Here is a 19,094-nt window from a genome sequence, read left to right on the forward strand (position 1 = left end):
GATAACGATAATTACTATCATTATCAGGGAAGTTACTATGTCATGCTCATTTTCCGTGACGCGCGCGTTTGCCGTGCCCGGATTGTTGTTATTACTGAGTCTCGCCGCGGTTTTAAGCCTGGTCATTGGCGCGAAACCGCTGCCCGCCGCCGTCGTGCTGGAGGCGTTCACCGGCGTGTGCCAAAGCGCCGATTGCACCATCGTCCTGGATGCGCGTTTGCCGCGTACGCTGGCCGGATTACTGGCAGGCGGCGCGTTGGGTCTCGCCGGGGCGCTCATGCAAACACTTACTCGCAACCCGCTCGCCGACCCGGGGATTCTGGGCGTTAACAACGGCGCCAGCTTCGCCATTGTACTAGGCGCGGCGCTGTTTGGTTTCTCCACGCCGCTGGAACAGCTTTTCATGGCATTTAGCGGCGCGCTTATCGCATCGCTGATTGTCGCCTTCACCGGTAGTCAGGGCGGCGGCCAGCTAAGCCCGGTCCGCCTGACACTGGCGGGCGTGGCGCTTGGCGCGGTACTGGAAGGGCTGACCAGCGGCATCGCACTGTTAAATCCAGAGGTCTATGACCAGCTTCGCTTCTGGCAGGCGGGATCGCTGGACATTCGCAGCCTGCAAACGTTGAAAGTCGCGCTTGCGCCCGTGGTTATCGCAGGGATCGTGGCGCTATTTCTGAGCCGTGCGCTGAACAGCCTGAGCCTCGGCAGCGATACCGCGACGGCGCTGGGGAGTAAAGTGGCGCGCACCCAACTTATCGGTTTACTGGCGATTACCGTCTTGTGCGGCAGCGCAACGGCGCTGGTCGGCCCTATCGCCTTTATTGGTCTGATGATGCCACATATGGCGCGTTGGCTGGTGGGCGCAGACCACCGCTGGTCGCTGCCAGTGACGCTACTGGCAACCCCTGCTCTGCTGCTTTTTGCCGATATTATTGGTCGTCTGTTGGTGCCGGGCGAACTCCGCGTATCGGTTGTCAGTGCATTTATCGGCGCGCCGGTACTTATTTTTCTGGTACGCCGTAAATCGAACGGAGGCGGCCTGTGATGTTTCTTTCTCGTCGGCTTATCGTAAGCTGCCTGCTTCTGGCGGCTGGCTGCTTCGCCATTGGTTTATGGAGCCTGCAAAGCGGCGCCGTGCCTCTTGAGACCGGGCAGATTATTGCCGCGCTGCTGGGCGACGCGCCGCGTAACATCACCCTTGTCGTAACCGAATGGCGACTACCGCGCGTATTAATGGCGCTGCTGATTGGCGCTGCGCTTGGCGTCAGTGGCGCGATTTTTCAGTCGCTGATGCGTAACCCGCTAGGCAGCCCTGATGTGATGGGCTTTAATACCGGCGCCTGGAGCGGCGTACTGGTCGCAATGGTCCTGTTTGGCCAGCATCTTACCGCGATCGCGCTGGCAGCAATGGCGGGCGGTATCGTCACGTCATTGATTGTCTGGCTGCTCGCCTGGCGTAACGGGATTGAAACTTTCCGGCTGATTATCATCGGTATCGGCATCCGCGCGATGTTAGTCGCCTTTAATACCTGGCTTCTGTTGCAGGCGTCGCTGGAAACGGCGCTCACCGCCGGCTTATGGAACGCCGGGTCGCTCAACGGTCTGACATGGGCAAAAACCTGGCCTTCGGCGCCGCTGATTATTGTGATGCTGACAGGCGCCGCGCTACTGGTGCGTCGTATGCGGCTGCTGGAGATGGGCGATGACAGCGCCTGCGCGCTGGGTGTTAGCGTGGAGCGGTCACGCCTGATGCTGATGCTGGTGGCGGTGTCGCTCACCGCTGCGGCAACGGCACTAGCAGGCCCCATCTCGTTTATTGCCCTTGTCGCGCCGCACATCGCCCGCCGTCTTAGCGGCACAGCGCGCTGGGGATTAACCCAGTCGGCGCTGTGCGGCGCGTTGTTACTACTGGCCGCCGATGCATGCGCGCAGCAACTGTTTATGCCTTATCAGCTTCCAGTGGGCGTGGTCACCGTCAGCCTCGGCGGTATTTATCTTATCGTCTTGTTAATTCAGGAGTCCCGCAAAAAATGACCGAATCCGTAGCCCGTTTGCGCGGCGACCAGTTAACGCTGGGTTATGGCAGCTATACCGTCGCAAAAAACCTTAATGTTTCGATTCCGGACGGCCATTTTACCGCCATCATCGGCCCTAACGGCTGCGGCAAGTCAACGTTGCTACGCACGCTAAGCCGTCTGATGACGCCTGTTGACGGCCATGTCTGGCTGGATGGCGAACAAATACAGCGTTACGCCAGTAAAGAGGTGGCGCGGCGCATCGGATTGCTGGCGCAAAACGCCACTACGCCGGGCGATATCACCGTACAAGAGCTGGTCGCCAGAGGGCGTTATCCGCATCAGCCGTTATTTACCCGCTGGCGCAAGGAAGATGCCGACGCCGTCGCCAGTGCCATGCGTGCAACAGGTATCACCTCACTGGCGACGCAAAGCGTAGATACTCTGTCCGGCGGCCAACGTCAGCGGGCGTGGATAGCCATGGTGCTGGCGCAGGAAACGTCCATCATGCTGCTGGATGAGCCGACAACGTGGCTGGATATTAGCCATCAAATTGATTTGCTGGAATTGTTAAGCGATCTCAACCGCGAAAAAGGTTATACGCTCGCCGCCGTCCTGCACGACCTGAATCAAGCCTGCCGATACGCCACGCATTTGATTGCATTACGCGAAGGTAGCATTGTCGCACAGGGCGCGCCGAAAGAGATTGTTACCGCTGAGCTTATCGAAAAAATCTATGGGCTGCGCTGTATGATTATCGACGATCCGGTTGCCGGGACGCCGCTGGTGGTACCGCTGGGGCGGCGATAGTCGTTCACACAGATGACAAAGCCGGATAATCGCTATCCGGCTTTTCGTTTAAATCAGACTAACCGTTCATCTATCGCCAGCGCGTTTTCCATTTTACGCGAGACCATCGCGTGACGCAGTAATACGCCGCCGCAGGCCATCATACCGCCAATCAACGCCGCCAGAATAATAATGATCGCTTTACCCGGGCCATCTTTTTTCACTGGCAGAGACGGCGACAGTTGATATTTAAACGGGGTAAACTTCACGTCGCTCACATTCATTGCCGCCAGTTGTTCAACATGGTATTGACGGTTACGCAAATCACCGTCGATCTCGGCCACGTCCGTTACCCCTTTTTCAATTTCCAGTTTGCGGGAAATACCATCCGCGCCGAGAGAAATAGAAAAATCCGGATCATCTTTTACCGCCTGACCATTACTGTAAACCGGTCTCTTAATGCCGGCGGCGTTGGCGATTTCCAGCGAATAATGGAGACGTTGAATATTGGCATCAAGCTGGTTTTTGAGACGCACCCGATCCATCGCCAGCTTTTCCTGCTCATAGCGGGTTTTGATTTCCAGCTGGTTACGAATATTTTCCAGCGTCTCTTTCACGACGATATCAGAGATGTACTGAATATAGCCAGCCAGCACTTTTTGCGCTTCTTCCCGCGTCGGCGCGGTAAAACTCAACGTCCACGACGTGAATAATGACGTTTCATTTTTCTTGCCGACATTACTGTCCACCGCTTTCATTTTTTCGCTCAGCACGACAATCGCCCGGTGAAGATCCTGCTCGTCTATTTGCGCGCCTTTTAATTGATCCATGACATACGGAGAAGAACGAAGATATTCTTCCAGCAGCGAGGGCGAGCTAAACTTTTTAATAAACAGATTAAAGACGCTGGCCCGATCAACGCTTACCTCCATATCCAACACGCGCAGCGCGGTCAACGTTCTCTCCAGCCCCTGCCACTGTACCGACTCCGCCGGTGTGACAATCGCCTGGCTGGTCCATTTTTGCGGCAGCAGAAAGGACAGAAGTAACCCCACGCACGCAAAGGCGAAAACGGTAGCAAGAATACGACGTTTCGCCTGCCATAACACCTCTATAAGGCTAAACAAATCGATTTCATGACTGTTGGCGGGCGGCAGTGAGTAACCTGCAAGTGACTGATGTTTTTCTTGTTTTACATTAAGAGATGGCATGCCGTATGACCTGAAAACTTTATCCAATGAAAGAACACATTCCTGTCAGAGATTCTAACAGCAAGTCAGAATTATCCGAAACACTCTTTGCACGCCAGTGCCCGAAAAGCTAAATATTCGGAATTAAACTTGCCTGTAGCATGTATCACTTATGTTAAAAGAATTAATCGTTGCAATAAAAAACCCATAATAATTAGTAATTATTATGGGTTTCAGGATTTAATTTGTTAAAGGCAGAAACAACGCCCGTTATTTATTAATGAGCTCGCTGATGATGGGCCCGATAGTTTCAAAAGCGGAGGGAGAAATAATATCTACATGCGCGCACGGCTGGCGATAAATAGCCAAAGACGCTATCCACGGCGACCAGCTCTGTTCAGGCGATACGCCTTCCGGCACCGTTTTATCCGCCACAAAGAGCGTAGCATGTCCATCAAACGGTACGCTATGCGCCGTCGTCAGCAAACGGACGGCATCCGCATAATTGCCTTCAATGGCGGTAAATAAGGCTTCGGAGGCATTTCCCTGCTGAGCGGCGACAAACGCTGCGCGTTCACGTTCAATTTCCGCCAATACGTCCGGATTGAGGCCATTCGCCTCTTTTTCCCGCCAGTTTTGCGTTTCCGGCGGCCAGGTGTCCAGTAACCCCAAAAACGCCACGGTTTCGCCGCGTGCGCGCAACCGGGCGGCGATCCCTTGCGCCAGCGTCCCGCCCAGCGAATAGCCTAATAAATAATAAGGGCCATGCGGCTGCCGGGCGAGCAAAGTCGCCAGATGATGTTCACATACCTCATCAAGGGTGGTTGCAGTTTGCATAGGGCCAGCGGGGCGCGGCGACTGAATCCCCATAATCGACCACGACGGGCTGAGATAGCGTGATAATACGCTAAATTGCCAGGCGAACCCCGACGCCGGATGGAAACAAAATAACGTTGGACCATCGCTTTCACGCAGCGGCAACAGCGGCCCGAACCCCAGATTGCGCGAGCGTTCGTCATCGTCAGTATCGAGCAGCTTACTCAACTGCGCCACGTCAGACGCCACCATCACCTGCCCCGGCGTCACCTGGCGGTTAAACGTCTGACTTAGCTGCGCGGCCAGTTTCATCGCCAGCAGCGAATGTCCGCCCAGCGCAAAGAAATCACTTTCAACGTCGTTAATCTCACAGCCCAGCAGGCGGGAAAACGCCGCGGCGACAGCAATCTCCGTTGCGGACTGCGGCGCACGCCCTTTCACGCGCGGCGTCAGGTCCGGCAGCGGCAGGGCTTTACGATCCAGCTTGCCATTAGCGCTAAGCGGCAAACCGGCAAGTTGCAACAACACAACCGGCACCATATGCGCGGGAAGTTTTTGGCGTAATTTTTCCTGCAGCGCCGGTAAATCCAGCGGCAAACCGGAGTGCGACACCAGATAGCCGACCAGTTGCCGGGCATCCCCGCCCGTCGCCGCCGCCTGATTAAAGACGCAGGCATGTGCTACCGCCTGTTCAACATCCGGCAGCGTTTGCATGACGCGGTCAATCTCGCCCAGTTCAATACGTTGACCCCGAATTTTGAGCTGATCGTCGCTGCGCCCCAGGTACTCCACCGCGCCGGAATCCAGCCAGCGCGCCACATCTCCGGTACGGTACATCCGTTCGCCTGGCGCAAAAGGATCGGCGATAAAACGGCTGGCGGTAAGATCCGGACGCCCCAGATAGCCCTGCGCCAGTTGGATACCGGTAAGATAGAGATCGCCAGCCACGCCCGGCGGCACCGGCTGCATATGCGCATCGAGAATACGTAAACCGGTATTCCAGACGGGATAACCAATCGGGATGCTGTTGCCATCAACAGCCGCCAGCTCATCGCCACAGGCCGGATACCAGCTCACATCCACCGCGGCCTCCGTTGGCCCGTACAGATTGTGTAGCGGCGCGTTGGTTAACGTCTCCCATTCGCGGCACAGCGCCGTCGGCAGGGCCTCGCCGCTACAGAAAACCCGCTTTAAGGAAGCGCAGCTTTTACCAGCCGACGCTGGCGTGAGCGAGGCAATAAAGGCCGCCAGCATCGACGGCACAAAATGGGTGGTCGTGACGCCGTATTGCGCAAAGAACCGCTGCATCGCGAGCGGATCGCGGTGCGCTTCCGGTTCAGCCATCACCAGTTTCGCCCCGGCGATAAACGGCCAGAAAAACTCCCATACTGAGACGTCAAAACTGCACGGCGTTTTTTGCGCTACTACATCATCCGCCGTCAACGGATAGTGATCCTGCATCCACAGCAGCCGGTTGACTATCGCCGTTTGTCCCACCATCACCCCTTTCGGCCTGCCCGTCGAGCCAGAGGTGAAAATGATGTAAGCGGTATGATGCGGTAACGACAGCCCCAGCGGAGTGGCGTCACTGACCGGTAGCGGTTGGCTATAACACAAATATTCCATCCCCGGAATATCGTGAAAGCGCGCCAGCTGCGCCTGAGTCGTAATTAACAGTTTCGGCTGCGCATCTTCCAGCATCATTCGCAGCCGATCGTCAGGATAACCGGTATCCAGCGGCAGCCAGGCGGCGCCCGCCTCGACAATGCCATGCAGCGCTAAGGTCAGGAAAACCGACCGCGGCAACGCCACCGCCACGCTATCGCCAGGCTGAACGCCGCGTTCCCGCAGCGCGTATGCCAGCGCCACAACCTGTTCGCGCATTTCACGGTAGGTAAAGTGATAATGCGCATCTGCCAACGCGGCAGCCTCTGGCGTTTTTTGCGCCTGCTGCGCCACCAAATCGCTAAGCGTGGCGGCGGGAATCGTTACCGCTGTATTATTAAGGTGTGCTAATTGCGTTTGTTCTTCCGCCAGCAGCATTTGCGCATCGCCGCAGCGCAGCGCCGGGTTATCCGCAAACTGTGTGATAAGCGCCATCAACCGTAAGGCATGGCGGGAGAGCGTGGCGTCATCGTAACGCTGTGCATTCGCCAGCAATTCAATATCCAGACCGCCGTTTTCATCCGGAAAAAGCGCCAGTTCAAGATCGTTAACCGGCCCCGTCGCCAGGGTATGGGTTTGCGCCTGTATGCCAGGAAGATCCAGATGATAATCAAACACTTTTATGTTGAGCACTGGGCCAAATAGCGGCGTATCCCCTGCGGCTCGCCCGCTATCGCGTACAATCTGTTCGGCGTCGTAACGCTGGTGGCGGCGCATCTTCTTTAACTGCGCCGCAAGACGCTTCGCCAGCGTTGGCAGATCTTCCGTCGCATGAAGGTTAACCGCCAGCGGCAACACGTTAAGGACAGGCCCGGTCGCCGTTAACGCCGCCGATCCCATCCGCCGCATAAAGATAAATCCAGCGGCATAATCCATTCGCCCGCATAATCGTCCCAGCCACAACGTCACCAGCGCCAGGGCAAGATCCGCTCGCGGTATCTCAGGCATGTGCGCCGCCAGCTGGCGAAACGCCCCCGCTGGCGCGCTCAATTTCATACGCAGAATACCCGCACTCGCCGACCGCCCCGGCAGCGGCGCGGCAGACATTGACGCCGGCGGCGGCAGCTCGCGGCGCTGCTGCGCCCAGAAGGCGCCGTCACGCTGCCAGGCCTCGCTCTGGTGATAGCGCTGATATTCCTCGACCACATCCGCAAAGGGGGTAAAAGGCGACTCCGGCGTAGGGGCGTCGCTCTGCCAGGCGCGATAAATCGCCGCAATCTGGCGGGTTATCGCCGGGAAGCTAAAGCCATCCACCAGCAAATGGTGATAGCGCTGATACCAATACCAGCGGGTATCATCAATGCGGATTAACTGGTGAAACGCCAGCGGCTTACCGCTATCTGCGCGCAGGTTTTGCCGTAAATCCGCCTGCATTAACGCCAGCGCCGCGTGATGCGGATCGGGCTGGTCGCGTAAATCGGCAATCGGGGGCTCGCCGAAGGTGTGCTCAGGATCTATCCATTGCCAGACCTCGCCGTTCTCTTCGGTAAAACGCATCCGTAGCGTATCCGCCTGTTGCATCCCTACCGCTACCGCTTTTGCCAGCAAGGGGGCATCCAGCTCGCCATTCAATTCCACGTAGTGCGCCACGCTCCAGGCGGAGGGTAAATCAGAGAGTTTTTCCGCCATCCAGATCCCCGGCTGAGCGGCGACTAACGGTAAACGCTGCGTCATTTCGCCTCCTGCTTATCGGCATAATGGGCCGGATTCAGTGTTGTCCAGCGCGTATTAAGCCACTGCTGGCACGCGTCCTGCGATTGCGGTTCGCATACCACGTCCCAGCCTGCGGGAAGCGCGCACGCCGCTGGCCAAAGGCTGAATTGACGCTGCGCATTTTGCAGGATGTAAAACTGTCCCTGCGGATTATCGAAGGGATTACTGAATTCCATACTCAACTCCTGTCATGGACATGTGCCCGGTTAAAGCGTGTCGATAAGCGGCTGCCAAAGCAGCATCAGCCCTTGCGTTAGCCCGCCGCGCCAGCAAAGCGCATCGTGTCCGCCGTCAACCTGACGCCAGAAAATGGACTGCTGCGAGGTATTCAGTTGGGCATAAAGCGCCTGATTCGCCTGAAACACGATCGGCTCACGCACGCCGGCTTCCAGTACGATACGCAGTCCGTGCGCGCATAATGCGCCGGTTTTCAGCCGGGTAATGACTTCCCCCTCCGGCGGGGTGATGCGATGGGGCCACCAGAACGATCCTGACTGGCTTAGTACACAGCCAAAACGCGTCGGCCAGTTCAGGCCGGCATACAGCGCCGACAGGCCGCCAAAACTCTGTCCGGCGACCACCGTTCGCCCGGCATCATCGCTAAAAGGCGTCACGGCTCTGACTTGCGGCAACAGTTCCTGCTGCACCGCCAGCCAGAAGTCGGCATTGCAGGTCAACTCCTGGCTGCGGTGTTGAGTATCAATCGCGTCAATCAGCAGGTAGACGGCACCAGGAAGCAGGCGTTGATGAGTCAGCGAGGCGAGCGCGGGCCAGACGGGCATATTTTCCGCCCAGAATTGACCGTCCAGCAGAATAGCCAACGGTTTTTCCTCCGGCGCCTCGTCTCCGGTCGTCAATATCCATACGCGGCGGGAATTGCCCAGACGTGCGCTATGCCACTGCATCATCAAAGGCGGCGAGTACGGCGTTTCAGGACGATCCCATCCCGGCTGAAGGGGCGCATCCGGCATTTCCAGCGCTGAAACCGCATGACCACGTCCTCCCCGCCAGCTTTGCGAATTAAGCGGGTCGGCAATTGCCTGCGGTAATAGCTGTCGCCAGCCTTCACGCAGTGCGTTCCGATCGGGCGTTTCGCCCGGCGCAAAAGCGGCAAAAGCGTCATCGCGCTCGGTAGGAATAAAACAGTAGCTGCCGCGCCAGTTAGCGCTAAGCGCCGTGCTCCAGCGCCAGACATCCGTTCCGGCAATACGCGCCATCGTCTGAGGCTGCGCGTTTTGATGATGATCGGTTACGCCAGTGATGTAGACCCAGACATGCCGTATCGGGGAGTGTGTTTCGTTTCCCTGCGGGTCGCGCCACCAAAAAGTGACCCGATAATTTCCGTCTTTTTCCCGTATCCATTCCGGCCCGGTTTTCGTCCTCCACCAGGCCTCACTTCCCGTTGCCAGCGCCTCTTTCATTATAACCCTGTGTTTATTATGAATTTTGTATATAAAAGGTGAAATATATTGATAATATTATTGATAACTATTTGCATTTGCAATAGCGTATTGTCGCGCTATGGGACGCGCGAACACAATTTCACCACCCGGCCAATGCCTTTGACGGGCGCTTTGGCTTATGTGGCTAAAGAAAAGCAGGATATACAATGAACAAGAAGATTCATTCCCTGACCTTACTGGTCAATTTAGGGATTTACGGGGCCGCTCTGCCCGTGATGGCGGAAGAAAAAACCGATAGCGCTGCGCTCACCAATGAAGACACCATCGTGGTGACCGCTGCCCAGCAAAACCTACAGGCGCCAGGCGTATCCACCATCACCGCCGATGAGATCCGCAAAAATCCGCCCGCGCGCGACGTGTCAGAAATCATCCGCACCATGCCAGGCGTAAACCTGACCGGCAACTCCACCAGCGGTCAGCGCGGGAATAACCGCCAAATCGATATTCGCGGCATGGGGCCGGAAAACACCCTCATCCTGATAGACGGTAAACCCGTCACCAGCCGTAACTCGGTGCGCCTGGGCTGGCGCGGCGAACGCGATACCCGCGGCGATACCGCGTGGGTGCCGCCGGAGATGATCGAACGCATTGAAGTGCTGCGTGGCCCTGCCGCCGCACGCTACGGTAACGGCGCGGCGGGTGGCGTGGTCAATATCATTACCAAAAAAGGCGGTAGCGAGTGGCACGGTTCCTGGAATACCTATTTCAACGCGCCGGAACATAAAGACGAAGGCGCGACCAAACGCACTAACTTTAGCCTGAACGGCCCGCTGGGCGGGGATTTCAGCTTCCGTCTGTATGGCAACCTCGACAAAACGCAGGCGGATGCGCGTAATATTAACCAGGGGCATCAGTCTGAACGTACCGGGAGTTACGCCGACACGCTACCGGCAGGACGCGAGGGGGTCATTAACAAAGATATCAACGGCGTAGTTCGTTGGGATTTTGCTCCGCTTCAGTCTCTGGAGCTGGAGGCCGGATACAGTCGCCAGGGCAATCTCTATGCCGGTGATACTCAGAACACCAATACGAACCAACTGGTGAAAGATAATTACGGAAAAGAGACGAACCGCCTCTATCGGCAGAACTACTCTCTGACCTGGAACGGCGGCTGGGATAATGGCGTAACCACCAGTAACTGGGTGCAATACGAACATACCCGTAACTCCCGAATGCCGGAAGGCCTGGCAGGCGGCACCGAAGGAATTTTCGATCCCAAAGCATCGCAAAAATATGCCGATGCCGATTTGAATGACGTCACCCTACACAGCGAAGTGAGCCTTCCTTTCGATCTGCTGGTCAATCAAAACCTGACGCTGGGTACCGAATGGGCCCAACAGCGTATGAAAGACGAGCTCTCCAACTCGCAAACCTTTATGGGGGGAAATATCCCGGGTTACAGCAGTACCAATCGTAGCCCCTATTCAAAAGCGGAAATTTTCTCTCTGTTTGCTGAAAACAACATGGAACTGACCGACAGCACCATGCTGACGCCGGGGCTACGTTTCGATCATCACAGTATTGTGGGGGATAACTGGAGCCCGTCGCTGAACCTGTCGCAAGGTCTGGGGGATGACTTTACCCTGAAAATGGGGATCGCCCGCGCTTATAAAGCCCCGAGTCTGTACCAGACTAACCCAAACTATATTTTGTATAGCAAAGGTCAGGGTTGCTACGCGACTGGCGCGGGTACCGGCATCGGCTGCTATATGATGGGTAACGATGATCTGAAAGCCGAAACCAGCATCAATAAAGAGATCGGTCTGGAATTTAAACGCGATGGCTGGCTGGCCGGCATCACCTGGTTCCGCAATGATTACCGCAATAAGATCGAAGCGGGTACGGTGCCGTTGCAGCGTATCAACAACGGCAAAACGGATGTCTATCAGTGGGAGAACGTGCCGAAAGCGGTCGTTGAAGGTCTGGAAGGCACGTTAAACGTACCGGTTAGCGACACCGTCAACTGGACGAATAACGTTACGTATATGCTGCAGAGTAAAAACAAAGAGACCGGCGAACGTCTGTCGATTATTCCACAGTACACGCTTAACTCAACCCTGAGCTGGCAGGTACGTCAGGACGTTTCTCTGCAATCGACCTTCACCTGGTACGGCAAACAAGAGCCGAAGAAATATGATTATCAGGGTAACCCCGTTACCGGAACAGATAAGCAAGCGGTCAGCCCATACAGTATTGTTGGCCTGAGCGCGACCTGGGACGTGACCAAAAATGTCAGCCTGACCGGTGGCGTGGATAACCTCTTTGACAAACGTCTGTGGCGTGAAGGTAACGCGCAAACCGTCAGGGATACTCAAACTGGCGCTTATATGGCGGGCGCTGGCGCGTACACCTATAACGAACCGGGACGTACGTGGTATATGAGCATTAATACCCATTTCTGATGGCAACCTTCCCTCCCTCATTCGGGGAGGGAATTAGCAAAAAACGATGCGGACATCTCATTTTCCCCTTCCCTTTGCCGGACACAGGCTGCATATCGTCGACTTTGATGCGAGCAGCTTTCACGAGCACGACCTGTTATGGCTGCCTCATCACGATCGGCTCCGGTCTGCCGGACGCAAGCGTAAAGCTGAACATCTGGCAGGCCGCATCGCCGCCGTTCATGCGCTACGCGAGGTGGGCGTCAGGACAGTGCCCGGTATTGGCGACAAGCGACAGCCGCTATGGCCGGACGGCCTATTTGGCAGCATCAGCCACTGTGCGTCAACGGCGCTGGCCGTCATATCCCGACAGCGTATCGGCATTGATATAGAAAAAATCATGAGTCAGCACACGGCGACAGAGCTGGCGCCGTCCATTATTGATAGCGATGAGCGCCAAATTCTCCAGGCGAGCTCGCTCCCTTTTCCGCTTGCCCTGACGCTGGCTTTCTCCGCCAAGGAGAGCGTTTATAAAGCCTTTTCAGACCGCGTCACGCTCCCGGGATTCGATAGCGCAAAAGTTACCTCGCTTACCGCCACGCACATCTCGTTACATCTGCTGCCAGCCTTTGCCGCCACGATGGCTGAACGTACCGTCCGTACAGAATGGTTTCAACGTGGCAATAGCGTTATTACTCTTGTTTCTGCAATAACGCGCTTTCCCCACGACAGGAGCGCTCCCGCTTCTATACTTAGCGCAATACCCCGATAAATGAGATCACTATGGCGCTGAATGATTTTCACGTTTCTGAACCTTATACGCTTGGTATTGAGCTGGAGATGCAGGTGATCAATCCACCTGGCTACGATTTAAGTCAGGACTCTTCTACACTGATCGACGCCGTTAAGCCCCAACTTACTGCGGGAGAAATTAAGCACGATATCACCGAAAGTATGCTGGAGATGGCCACGGGCGTCTGCCGCGATATTGACCAGGCGGCGGCCCAACTTTCTGCCATGCAGCACGTTATTTTACAGGCGGCGTCGGAACACCATCTCGGCATTTGCGGCGGCGGTACGCACCCTTTTCAAAAATGGCAGCGTCAGGAGGTCTGTGATAATGAGCGCTATCAACGCACGCTGGAAAATTTCGGCTACTTAATTCAACAGGCGACGGTTTTCGGCCAGCATGTCCACGTCGGCTGCGCGAACGGCGACGATGCGATTTATCTTTTACACGGGCTGTCGCATTTTGTGCCACACTTTATTGCGCTCTCCGCCGCGTCTCCCTATATGCAAGGATCTGACACCCGTTTTGCCTGCGCGCGCCTGAATATTTTTTCCGCTTTTCCCGATAACGGTCCCATGCCGTGGGTCAGTAACTGGCAAGAGTTTGCCGGACTATTTCGTCGTCTGTCTTACACCACGATGATCGACAGCATCAAAGATTTGCACTGGGATATCCGCCCCAGCCCGGCCTTTGGCACGGTAGAAGTTCGGGTGATGGATACGCCGCTCACCCTTGATCATGCCATCAATATGGCAGGGTTGATTCAGGCGACCGCGCACTGGCTGCTGACCGAGCGTCCCTTTAAACCGCAGGAACAAGACTATCTGTTATATAAATTCAACCGTTTTCAGGCTTGCCGCTATGGTCTGGAGGGCGTGCTAACCGATGCCTATACCGGCGACCGCCGTCGCCTGGCAGATGATACGCTGCGTCTGCTGGACAACGTTACCCCCTCTGCGCGCAAGCTGGGCGCCGACAGCGCCATTGACGCACTACGTCTGCAGGTGAAAAAAGGCGGTAACGAAGCGCAATATATGCGGGAGTTTATTGCCGACGGCGGATCGCTGATAGGCCTGGTACAAAAACATTGCGAAATCTGGGCGGGACAATAGACAGCATATTTGCCTTACCAGGCGATATCCCGGACAATGGCGTTTTAACTTACGTTTAACAAAGCCATGAAACACCCGCTTGAATCATTGATGACCGCTGCCGGTATTTTGCTGATGGCGTTGCTCTCCAGCCTGCTGCTGCCCGCCCCTTCGCTCGGCCTTGCGCTGGCGCAAAAACTGGTCGGGATCTTTCATCTTATGGATCTCAACCAGCTTTATACTTTGTTGTTTTGTTTATGGTTTCTTTTGCTCGGCGCGCTGGAATATTATGTTATTCGCTTTATCTGGCGGCGCTGGTTTTCACTGGCCGATTAAACATTTCAATGCGTACGGCCATGATTTTCTTTACGATAAGCGCCTGGCGGCAGGTTGAACGTGCGGGTAAAAATGCGCGTAAAGGTTTGCTGCGAATCAAAACCATACTTTAGACAAATATCATACACCTTCTGGTCGGTGTCGCGCAGGTCGCGCGCCGCCAGTTTTAGCTTCCGTTCACGCACGTAGCGCCCCAGACTCTCCCCTTTGTACTGCATAAAAAGGCGCTGCAGGTGCCACTTGGAATACCCCGCATGACGGGCAATATCATCAATACGTAACGGCTGATTCAAATTATCATCAATCCACTCGACAATCGTGTCGATAACCTGAGCGGAAATGGTCATCGTGCTCTCCCCTCTATCAAACTCGTCAGCGGCTCCCGCACCGCACATTTACGGCAACAGCAATAAGCATAGTAATAACCACACAAATTGTGAGACGGCTTATCGCATGGCCTGCAATATGCTTTTCTACCACTTCATGCGGCAGCCCTTGATTATGAGTGAGTAAGCACTCATTATAGAAAGCAAAGATACGCCGTCAAGGTACTTTTCAAAGGTTGACATTCACCGTTGCGACGCGACAACGGGCATGATTCAATCATGTTTTTCCAGACATAAGGGTAACGTGTAGTGGCTCGTCCGAAGAGTGAAGACAAAAAACAAGCATTACTGGAAGCGGCAACCCAGGCGATAGCGCAATCCGGCATCGCTGCCTCAACGGCGGTGATTGCGCGTAACGCAGGTGTTGCAGAAGGAACATTGTTTCGCTATTTCGCGACCAAAGATGAGCTGATTAACACGTTGTATTTGCATTTAAAGCAGGATCTCTGCCAGTCAATGATAATGGAGCTGGATCGATCCATTACCGATGCCAAAATGATGACTCGTTTTATCTGGAACAGTTACATCAGTTGGGGTCTGAACCATCCCGCGCGCCATCGGGCGATCCGTCAACTGGCCGTCAGCGAAAAGCTCACCAAAGAGACGGAACAACGGGCCGACGATATGTTCCCCGAATTGCGCGATTTATGTCATCGTTCCGTTTTGATGGTGTTTATGTCGGATGAGTACCGCGCCTTCGGCGACGGCCTTTTTCTGGCGCTGGCTGAAACAACAATGGATTTCGCCGCGCGCGATCCCGCTCGCGCTGGCGAATATATTGCGCTGGGATTCGAAGCCATGTGGCGCGCGCTGACTCGCGAGGAGCAATAATGGACGGTCAAACACTGCACGCCTGTGCAAAACGCTTTGCGCTGGAACTGCCTTTTACCGAACACTGCTGGCCTTTCGGCCCACAGTACGATGTGTTTAAAGTCGGCGGCAAAATATTCATGCTGTTCACTGAACATCACTGTCGCCCAGTAGTGAACCTGAAATCGGCCCCCCAAAAATCCCTGGTAAATCAACAAATTTACCCCAGCATTGCGCCTGGCTATCACATGAATAAGAAACACTGGATTTCAGTCTATGCGGGCGAGGATATCACCGTCTCGCTACTCAACGATTTGATAAATGACTCATGGAATCTGGTCGTAGACGGGCTGCCTAAAAGAGAGCAACTGCGCCTGCGGCCGCGCTGATGCAATAACCGTTTCCGCATTTTCCTCCCTTATCTTTTTACCGATAACCCGGTACCCTGCTGATACAAAAGGGTACTAAACCAACCAGGAGCATTTATGGATATCGTTTCTGTCGCCTTAAAGCGCTACTCCACTAAGGCGTTCGATCCCAGCAAAAAACTGACCGCCGAAGAACCGGATAAAATAAAAACACTACTACAGTACAGCCCCTCCAGCACCAATTCCCAGCCGTGGCACTTTATTGTCGCCAGTACGGAAGAAGGCAAAGCGCGCGTAGCAAAATCCGCTGCCGGAAACTACACGTTCAACGAACGCAAAATGCTGGACGCCTCCCATGTGGTGGTCTTCTGCGCGAAAACCGCGATGGACGACGCCTGGCTGCAACGGGTGGTCGATCAGGAAGATGCCGATGGCCGTTTCGCTACGCCGGAAGCTAAAGCGGCAAATGATAAAGGTCGCCGCTTTTTCGCCGATATGCACCGCGTCTCGCTAAAAGATGACCACCAGTGGATGGCGAAACAGGTCTATCTGAACGTCGGCAACTTTCTGCTGGGCGTCGCCGCGATGGGTCTCGACGCCGTCCCCATTGAAGGTTTCGACGCCGAGGTGCTCGACGCTGAATTTGGTCTGAAAGAAAAAGGCTATACCAGTCTGGTCGTGGTGCCGGTCGGCCATCATAGCGTCGAGGATTTCAACGCCGGGCTGCCGAAATCACGTCTGCCGCTTGAAACCACACTGACGGAAGTCTAATCCCCTGCCTAAGCCGGACGCCCGTCCGGCTTTTTTCACCTTTCTGCCAGGTTCCCCAATGATCAATGGCGCGAAGTGCCAGGTTTTACATCGCTAGTGTTAACTTCCTCTTTCAACCTATTGAAAATAAATAATATTTAAAACTGGCACGCCGTTTGCCATATCTGGATACCCCTATCTGGATGAAGGAGAAAACGGCGTGACACCGGTTTGCGCCTACGATGGCGATATTGTCACCACGGGGTTGGTCCTCCCTGGCGTGTCATCAAAATCGGGCGCTAAACCCAACGTTATAATGGGTTTGATTGCCATCGCTTAACCCTGCCGTTTGCGACAGCCCGGCGAAAGCGGACACCGTTGCCGACAGCGGAAAATCTGCGCCAATCGCGATATCAACCCAGTTTTTATCCTGCGCTTTTCCGTCGCGGCTAAACGTCAGCGCGGTCGATTTAAGGCCGCCATTCGCCACATACGTATCATCGCCAAACTGACGGCGATAATTAATCTGCGCCCAGGAGTGAATGATGCTGTGGCGGAGATCCAGACGCCAACCAGCGCTACCCACCTGCGAATGGGCGTTTTGGTCGCCAAAACGCATTGATGTACTGGTATTGAGCTTCTCGCTATAACCATTAACGTGGCTGTAATCCCATGCATATTGCAGCATCGGTCCGGTCGTTAACCACGGCATCATGACAAAATCATAACCACTGGTTAACCTCGCGCCCCACAGCCGACCGTTGGTTTCGCCCTCTTCCACCCGTCTTAACGCACCGAGCGTTATACTGCGCTGAATGTTACTGAATTTAGCGGACAGATAGTGTAAATCGCTATCCAGCCACGCCTGACCAGCGCGCAAATGGCTGAATACGGCGGCCTGAAAACCGCGGGCATCATAACGATAATTATCGTCAGGATGTTGCTTATCCAGAGAACCGGCTATCAGCCCTCCCAGCAGTACCTGCTCGTTAAGCTGATAATCGACGCCAACCGTCAGATTATTATGATTACCGTTCCCGTCGGCCTCATTATTATCATAACGTTGATATCCCCCGCTGTATCCGCCGAACATGCCCAGTGAACCAACAGGATTTTCCCCCTGGCGAAGCTGCTGATAACGGCTGTCAAGCGTGGTACGACTGCCTTGCGCCATCGACTGAACGCTTTGGTTCAGGTATGTCGCCTGTACCGGCGCGGCAATGATCGACTGGATATATTGCGCAATAATGGTATGGACCTGCGGACCGGGATGTAAATGATCGGCAAACAGATAGTCCTGCGACGCATTAAATCCAGGCATCGCCGAGGAGCACGCCGAAGCGGATACGCCTGGCGGGCAGGCCATACCTACGGTATTTGTCAGACCAAACGCCTGCGGGTTGGCAAGAATTTCCTTAAAGAGGCCGTTGATATCGGCACGGGCTATATTGCCGCCGTGTTGCTCCAGCCCCTTCTCTTCCATCTGATTATAATAATCGGTCAGAGCTGACGCCTGCCCTGCCGCCTTTTCATAGCCCGCCAGCAGTTGCTCAACGAGCAGTTGCTGAATAAACGGATTGCTGCTTACCGTTGCAGCCGCCGCCAGCAACGCCTTGCGGATCGCCTGTTGCCGACTGGCGAAATCGGGCGTAGCGCCCTCCGCCAGCGCCTCTAACGCCGCTTTTAGCGCCGGGGGCGCCGCTGCGCCCAGCCCGGCGGTGATTACCGCCTCCAGAAGCATTGGCGTCGCACTAATATCCGGTACGTTTGGCACCACGACCAGCCCGGCGCCGGCATCCAGTAACATCCCTACCTGCGCCGCCGCGCTAGTGGCGCTATTACCGGCTATTTGCTGTGCCATGGCAGGTCGCGCGATGGCCGCCGCCAGATCGTTTCCGCCGACCCAGTGAATATACAAACCGTTGTGGTCGGCTTTTCCCCCTGTTTTGGCAAGCCACTGACGTACCTGATCTGCGGTATTATCCTGCGGGTTTAATTCCGGGGTCGCCGTCGCGCCGCCGGCGGCATAATTAGAACCGCCATTGCTGGAAGGGCTTAATGCCAGCCCATATAGTTCGGCCAACTGTTCGTCGTAGAGCTTATTTTGACCACTATCCCAGGTCCAGCGACCGTTATTTCCGGTATCGCTAAGGCTATCGCCAATCACCGTAAGAGAGTCAAACGCACAGGCAGATAATGGCGCGGCCAGCGCCAGCGAGAGTATGCCGTATTTTAGCAGGGTACGCTTTTGGGTCATCCGATATTCCTTAATGTTATTGTTGAGAGGTACGACGGTGCTAATCATTATCTGACAGAGATATTGCAATCGTTTTAAACATTCTGGTTAAAAAGTTTTCATTCATTGTTGACGGACTGGCGCCTGTTCAAAAAGAGGGAACCGCGTAAAATAACGACGTTTACAGGGCGCTGGATAAAATATAGCGTATGGATAACCCCAGAGGCGCTTTTACCCGTCTGTTGCTGATTATGCCTGAAGCGCAGGCGTCCTGATTTGCATAAATGCCATTCAG

16 protein-coding genes are annotated in these 19,094 nt (G+C 55.1%); 10 read left to right on the forward strand and 6 right to left on the reverse strand.

The window, feature by feature from the left end:
- Positions 1 to 37: 37 nt before the first annotated feature.
- Genes fepD through fepC form a run of 3 tightly spaced genes read left to right on the forward strand, consistent with a single transcriptional unit; the run spans position 38 to position 2,825 of the window.
- On the forward strand, positions 38 to 1,045 hold the full coding sequence (gene fepD / locus NA389_RS07865; RefSeq protein ID WP_001277879.1) for a Fe(3+)-siderophore ABC transporter permease: 1,008 nt from the start codon (positions 38 to 40) through the stop codon (positions 1,043 to 1,045).
- Positions 1,045 to 2,034 carry an iron-enterobactin ABC transporter permease gene (fepG, locus tag NA389_RS07870; RefSeq protein ID WP_000480064.1) on the forward strand — a complete coding sequence of 330 codons (990 nt, stop codon included), beginning with the start codon at positions 1,045 to 1,047 and terminating at the stop codon, positions 2,032 to 2,034. The genes fepD and fepG overlap by 1 nt, the downstream gene beginning before the upstream one ends.
- The gene (gene fepC / locus NA389_RS07875; protein ID WP_000140623.1) at positions 2,031 to 2,825 is read left to right on the forward strand and encodes an iron-enterobactin ABC transporter ATP-binding protein; all 795 of its coding nucleotides are present in this window, start codon (positions 2,031 to 2,033) and stop codon (positions 2,823 to 2,825) included. Before fepG ends, fepC begins: the two co-directional genes overlap by 4 nt.
- A gap of 53 nt (positions 2,826 to 2,878) precedes the next feature.
- Here fepC and wzz(fepE) read toward each other — a convergent pair whose 3' ends face one another.
- From wzz(fepE) to fes, 4 genes are all read right to left on the reverse strand, one after another.
- Positions 2,879 to 4,015: an LPS O-antigen length regulator Wzz(fepE) gene (wzz(fepE), locus tag NA389_RS07880; RefSeq protein WP_001139571.1), complete on the reverse strand. Its 1,137-nt coding sequence runs from the start codon at positions 4,013 to 4,015 to the stop codon at positions 2,879 to 2,881.
- A gap of 249 nt (positions 4,016 to 4,264) precedes the next feature.
- Positions 4,265 to 8,149 carry an enterobactin non-ribosomal peptide synthetase EntF gene (gene entF / locus NA389_RS07885; protein WP_000194145.1) on the reverse strand — a complete coding sequence of 1,295 codons (3,885 nt, stop codon included), beginning with the start codon at positions 8,147 to 8,149 and terminating at the stop codon, positions 4,265 to 4,267.
- Positions 8,146 to 8,364 carry an MbtH family protein gene (locus NA389_RS07890; RefSeq protein ID WP_000396006.1) on the reverse strand — a complete coding sequence of 73 codons (219 nt, stop codon included), beginning with the start codon at positions 8,362 to 8,364 and terminating at the stop codon, positions 8,146 to 8,148. The genes entF and NA389_RS07890 overlap by 4 nt, the downstream gene beginning before the upstream one ends.
- 30 nt (positions 8,365 to 8,394) lie before the next feature.
- The gene (gene fes, locus NA389_RS07895; RefSeq protein WP_000656586.1) at positions 8,395 to 9,609 is read right to left on the reverse strand and encodes an enterochelin esterase; all 1,215 of its coding nucleotides are present in this window, start codon (positions 9,607 to 9,609) and stop codon (positions 8,395 to 8,397) included.
- A gap of 188 nt (positions 9,610 to 9,797) precedes the next feature.
- Here fes and NA389_RS07900 point away from each other — a divergent pair, with 188 nt between their 5' ends.
- The 4 genes from NA389_RS07900 (at position 9,798) to NA389_RS07915 (ending at position 14,249) form a co-directional block, all read left to right on the forward strand.
- Positions 9,798 to 12,053 carry a TonB-dependent siderophore receptor gene (locus tag NA389_RS07900; protein ID WP_001034966.1) on the forward strand — a complete coding sequence of 752 codons (2,256 nt, stop codon included), beginning with the start codon at positions 9,798 to 9,800 and terminating at the stop codon, positions 12,051 to 12,053.
- Positions 12,054 to 12,099: 46 nt separating this feature from the next.
- Positions 12,100 to 12,804: an enterobactin synthase subunit EntD gene (gene entD, locus NA389_RS07905; RefSeq protein ID WP_001260564.1), complete on the forward strand. Its 705-nt coding sequence runs from the start codon at positions 12,100 to 12,102 to the stop codon at positions 12,802 to 12,804.
- Between the two features lie 11 nt (positions 12,805 to 12,815).
- Positions 12,816 to 13,934, forward strand: a complete 1,119-nt coding sequence (locus NA389_RS07910; protein WP_001196908.1) for a YbdK family carboxylate-amine ligase — start codon at positions 12,816 to 12,818, stop codon at positions 13,932 to 13,934.
- 66 nt (positions 13,935 to 14,000) lie between these two features.
- Entirely contained in the window at positions 14,001 to 14,249 is a 249-nt protein-coding gene (locus NA389_RS07915; RefSeq protein WP_000682497.1) for a DUF1158 family protein, read from the forward strand.
- A 5-nt stretch (positions 14,250 to 14,254) separates the two neighbouring features.
- Here NA389_RS07915 and NA389_RS07920 read toward each other — a convergent pair whose 3' ends face one another.
- A complete protein-coding gene (locus tag NA389_RS07920) occupies positions 14,255 to 14,596 on the reverse strand; it encodes a RamA family antibiotic efflux transcriptional regulator (RefSeq protein ID WP_000155635.1) in 342 nt (113 codons plus the stop codon).
- A gap of 288 nt (positions 14,597 to 14,884) precedes the next feature.
- Here NA389_RS07920 and NA389_RS07925 point away from each other — a divergent pair, with 288 nt between their 5' ends.
- The 3 genes from NA389_RS07925 (at position 14,885) to nfsB (ending at position 16,584) form a co-directional block, all read left to right on the forward strand.
- The gene (locus NA389_RS07925) at positions 14,885 to 15,466 is read left to right on the forward strand and encodes a TetR/AcrR family transcriptional regulator (RefSeq protein WP_000113609.1); all 582 of its coding nucleotides are present in this window, start codon (positions 14,885 to 14,887) and stop codon (positions 15,464 to 15,466) included.
- A complete protein-coding gene (locus NA389_RS07930) occupies positions 15,466 to 15,834 on the forward strand; it encodes an MmcQ/YjbR family DNA-binding protein (protein ID WP_000348987.1) in 369 nt (122 codons plus the stop codon). The genes NA389_RS07925 and NA389_RS07930 overlap by 1 nt, the downstream gene beginning before the upstream one ends.
- Positions 15,835 to 15,930: 96 nt before the next feature.
- A complete protein-coding gene (gene nfsB / locus NA389_RS07935; RefSeq protein ID WP_000355876.1) occupies positions 15,931 to 16,584 on the forward strand; it encodes an oxygen-insensitive NAD(P)H nitroreductase in 654 nt (217 codons plus the stop codon).
- Positions 16,585 to 16,849: 265 nt separating this feature from the next.
- Here the strand turns inward: nfsB and NA389_RS07940 are convergent, their stop codons facing one another.
- Positions 16,850 to 18,820 (reverse strand): autotransporter domain-containing esterase, encoded by a 1,971-nt coding sequence (locus NA389_RS07940; protein ID WP_000192417.1) that lies wholly within the window; start codon positions 18,818 to 18,820, stop codon positions 16,850 to 16,852.
- Positions 18,821 to 19,094: the final 274 nt, after the last annotated feature.

This window comes from Salmonella sp. NW645, from assembly GCF_051703725.1.
Lineage (GTDB): Bacteria > Pseudomonadota > Gammaproteobacteria > Enterobacterales > Enterobacteriaceae > Salmonella > Salmonella enterica.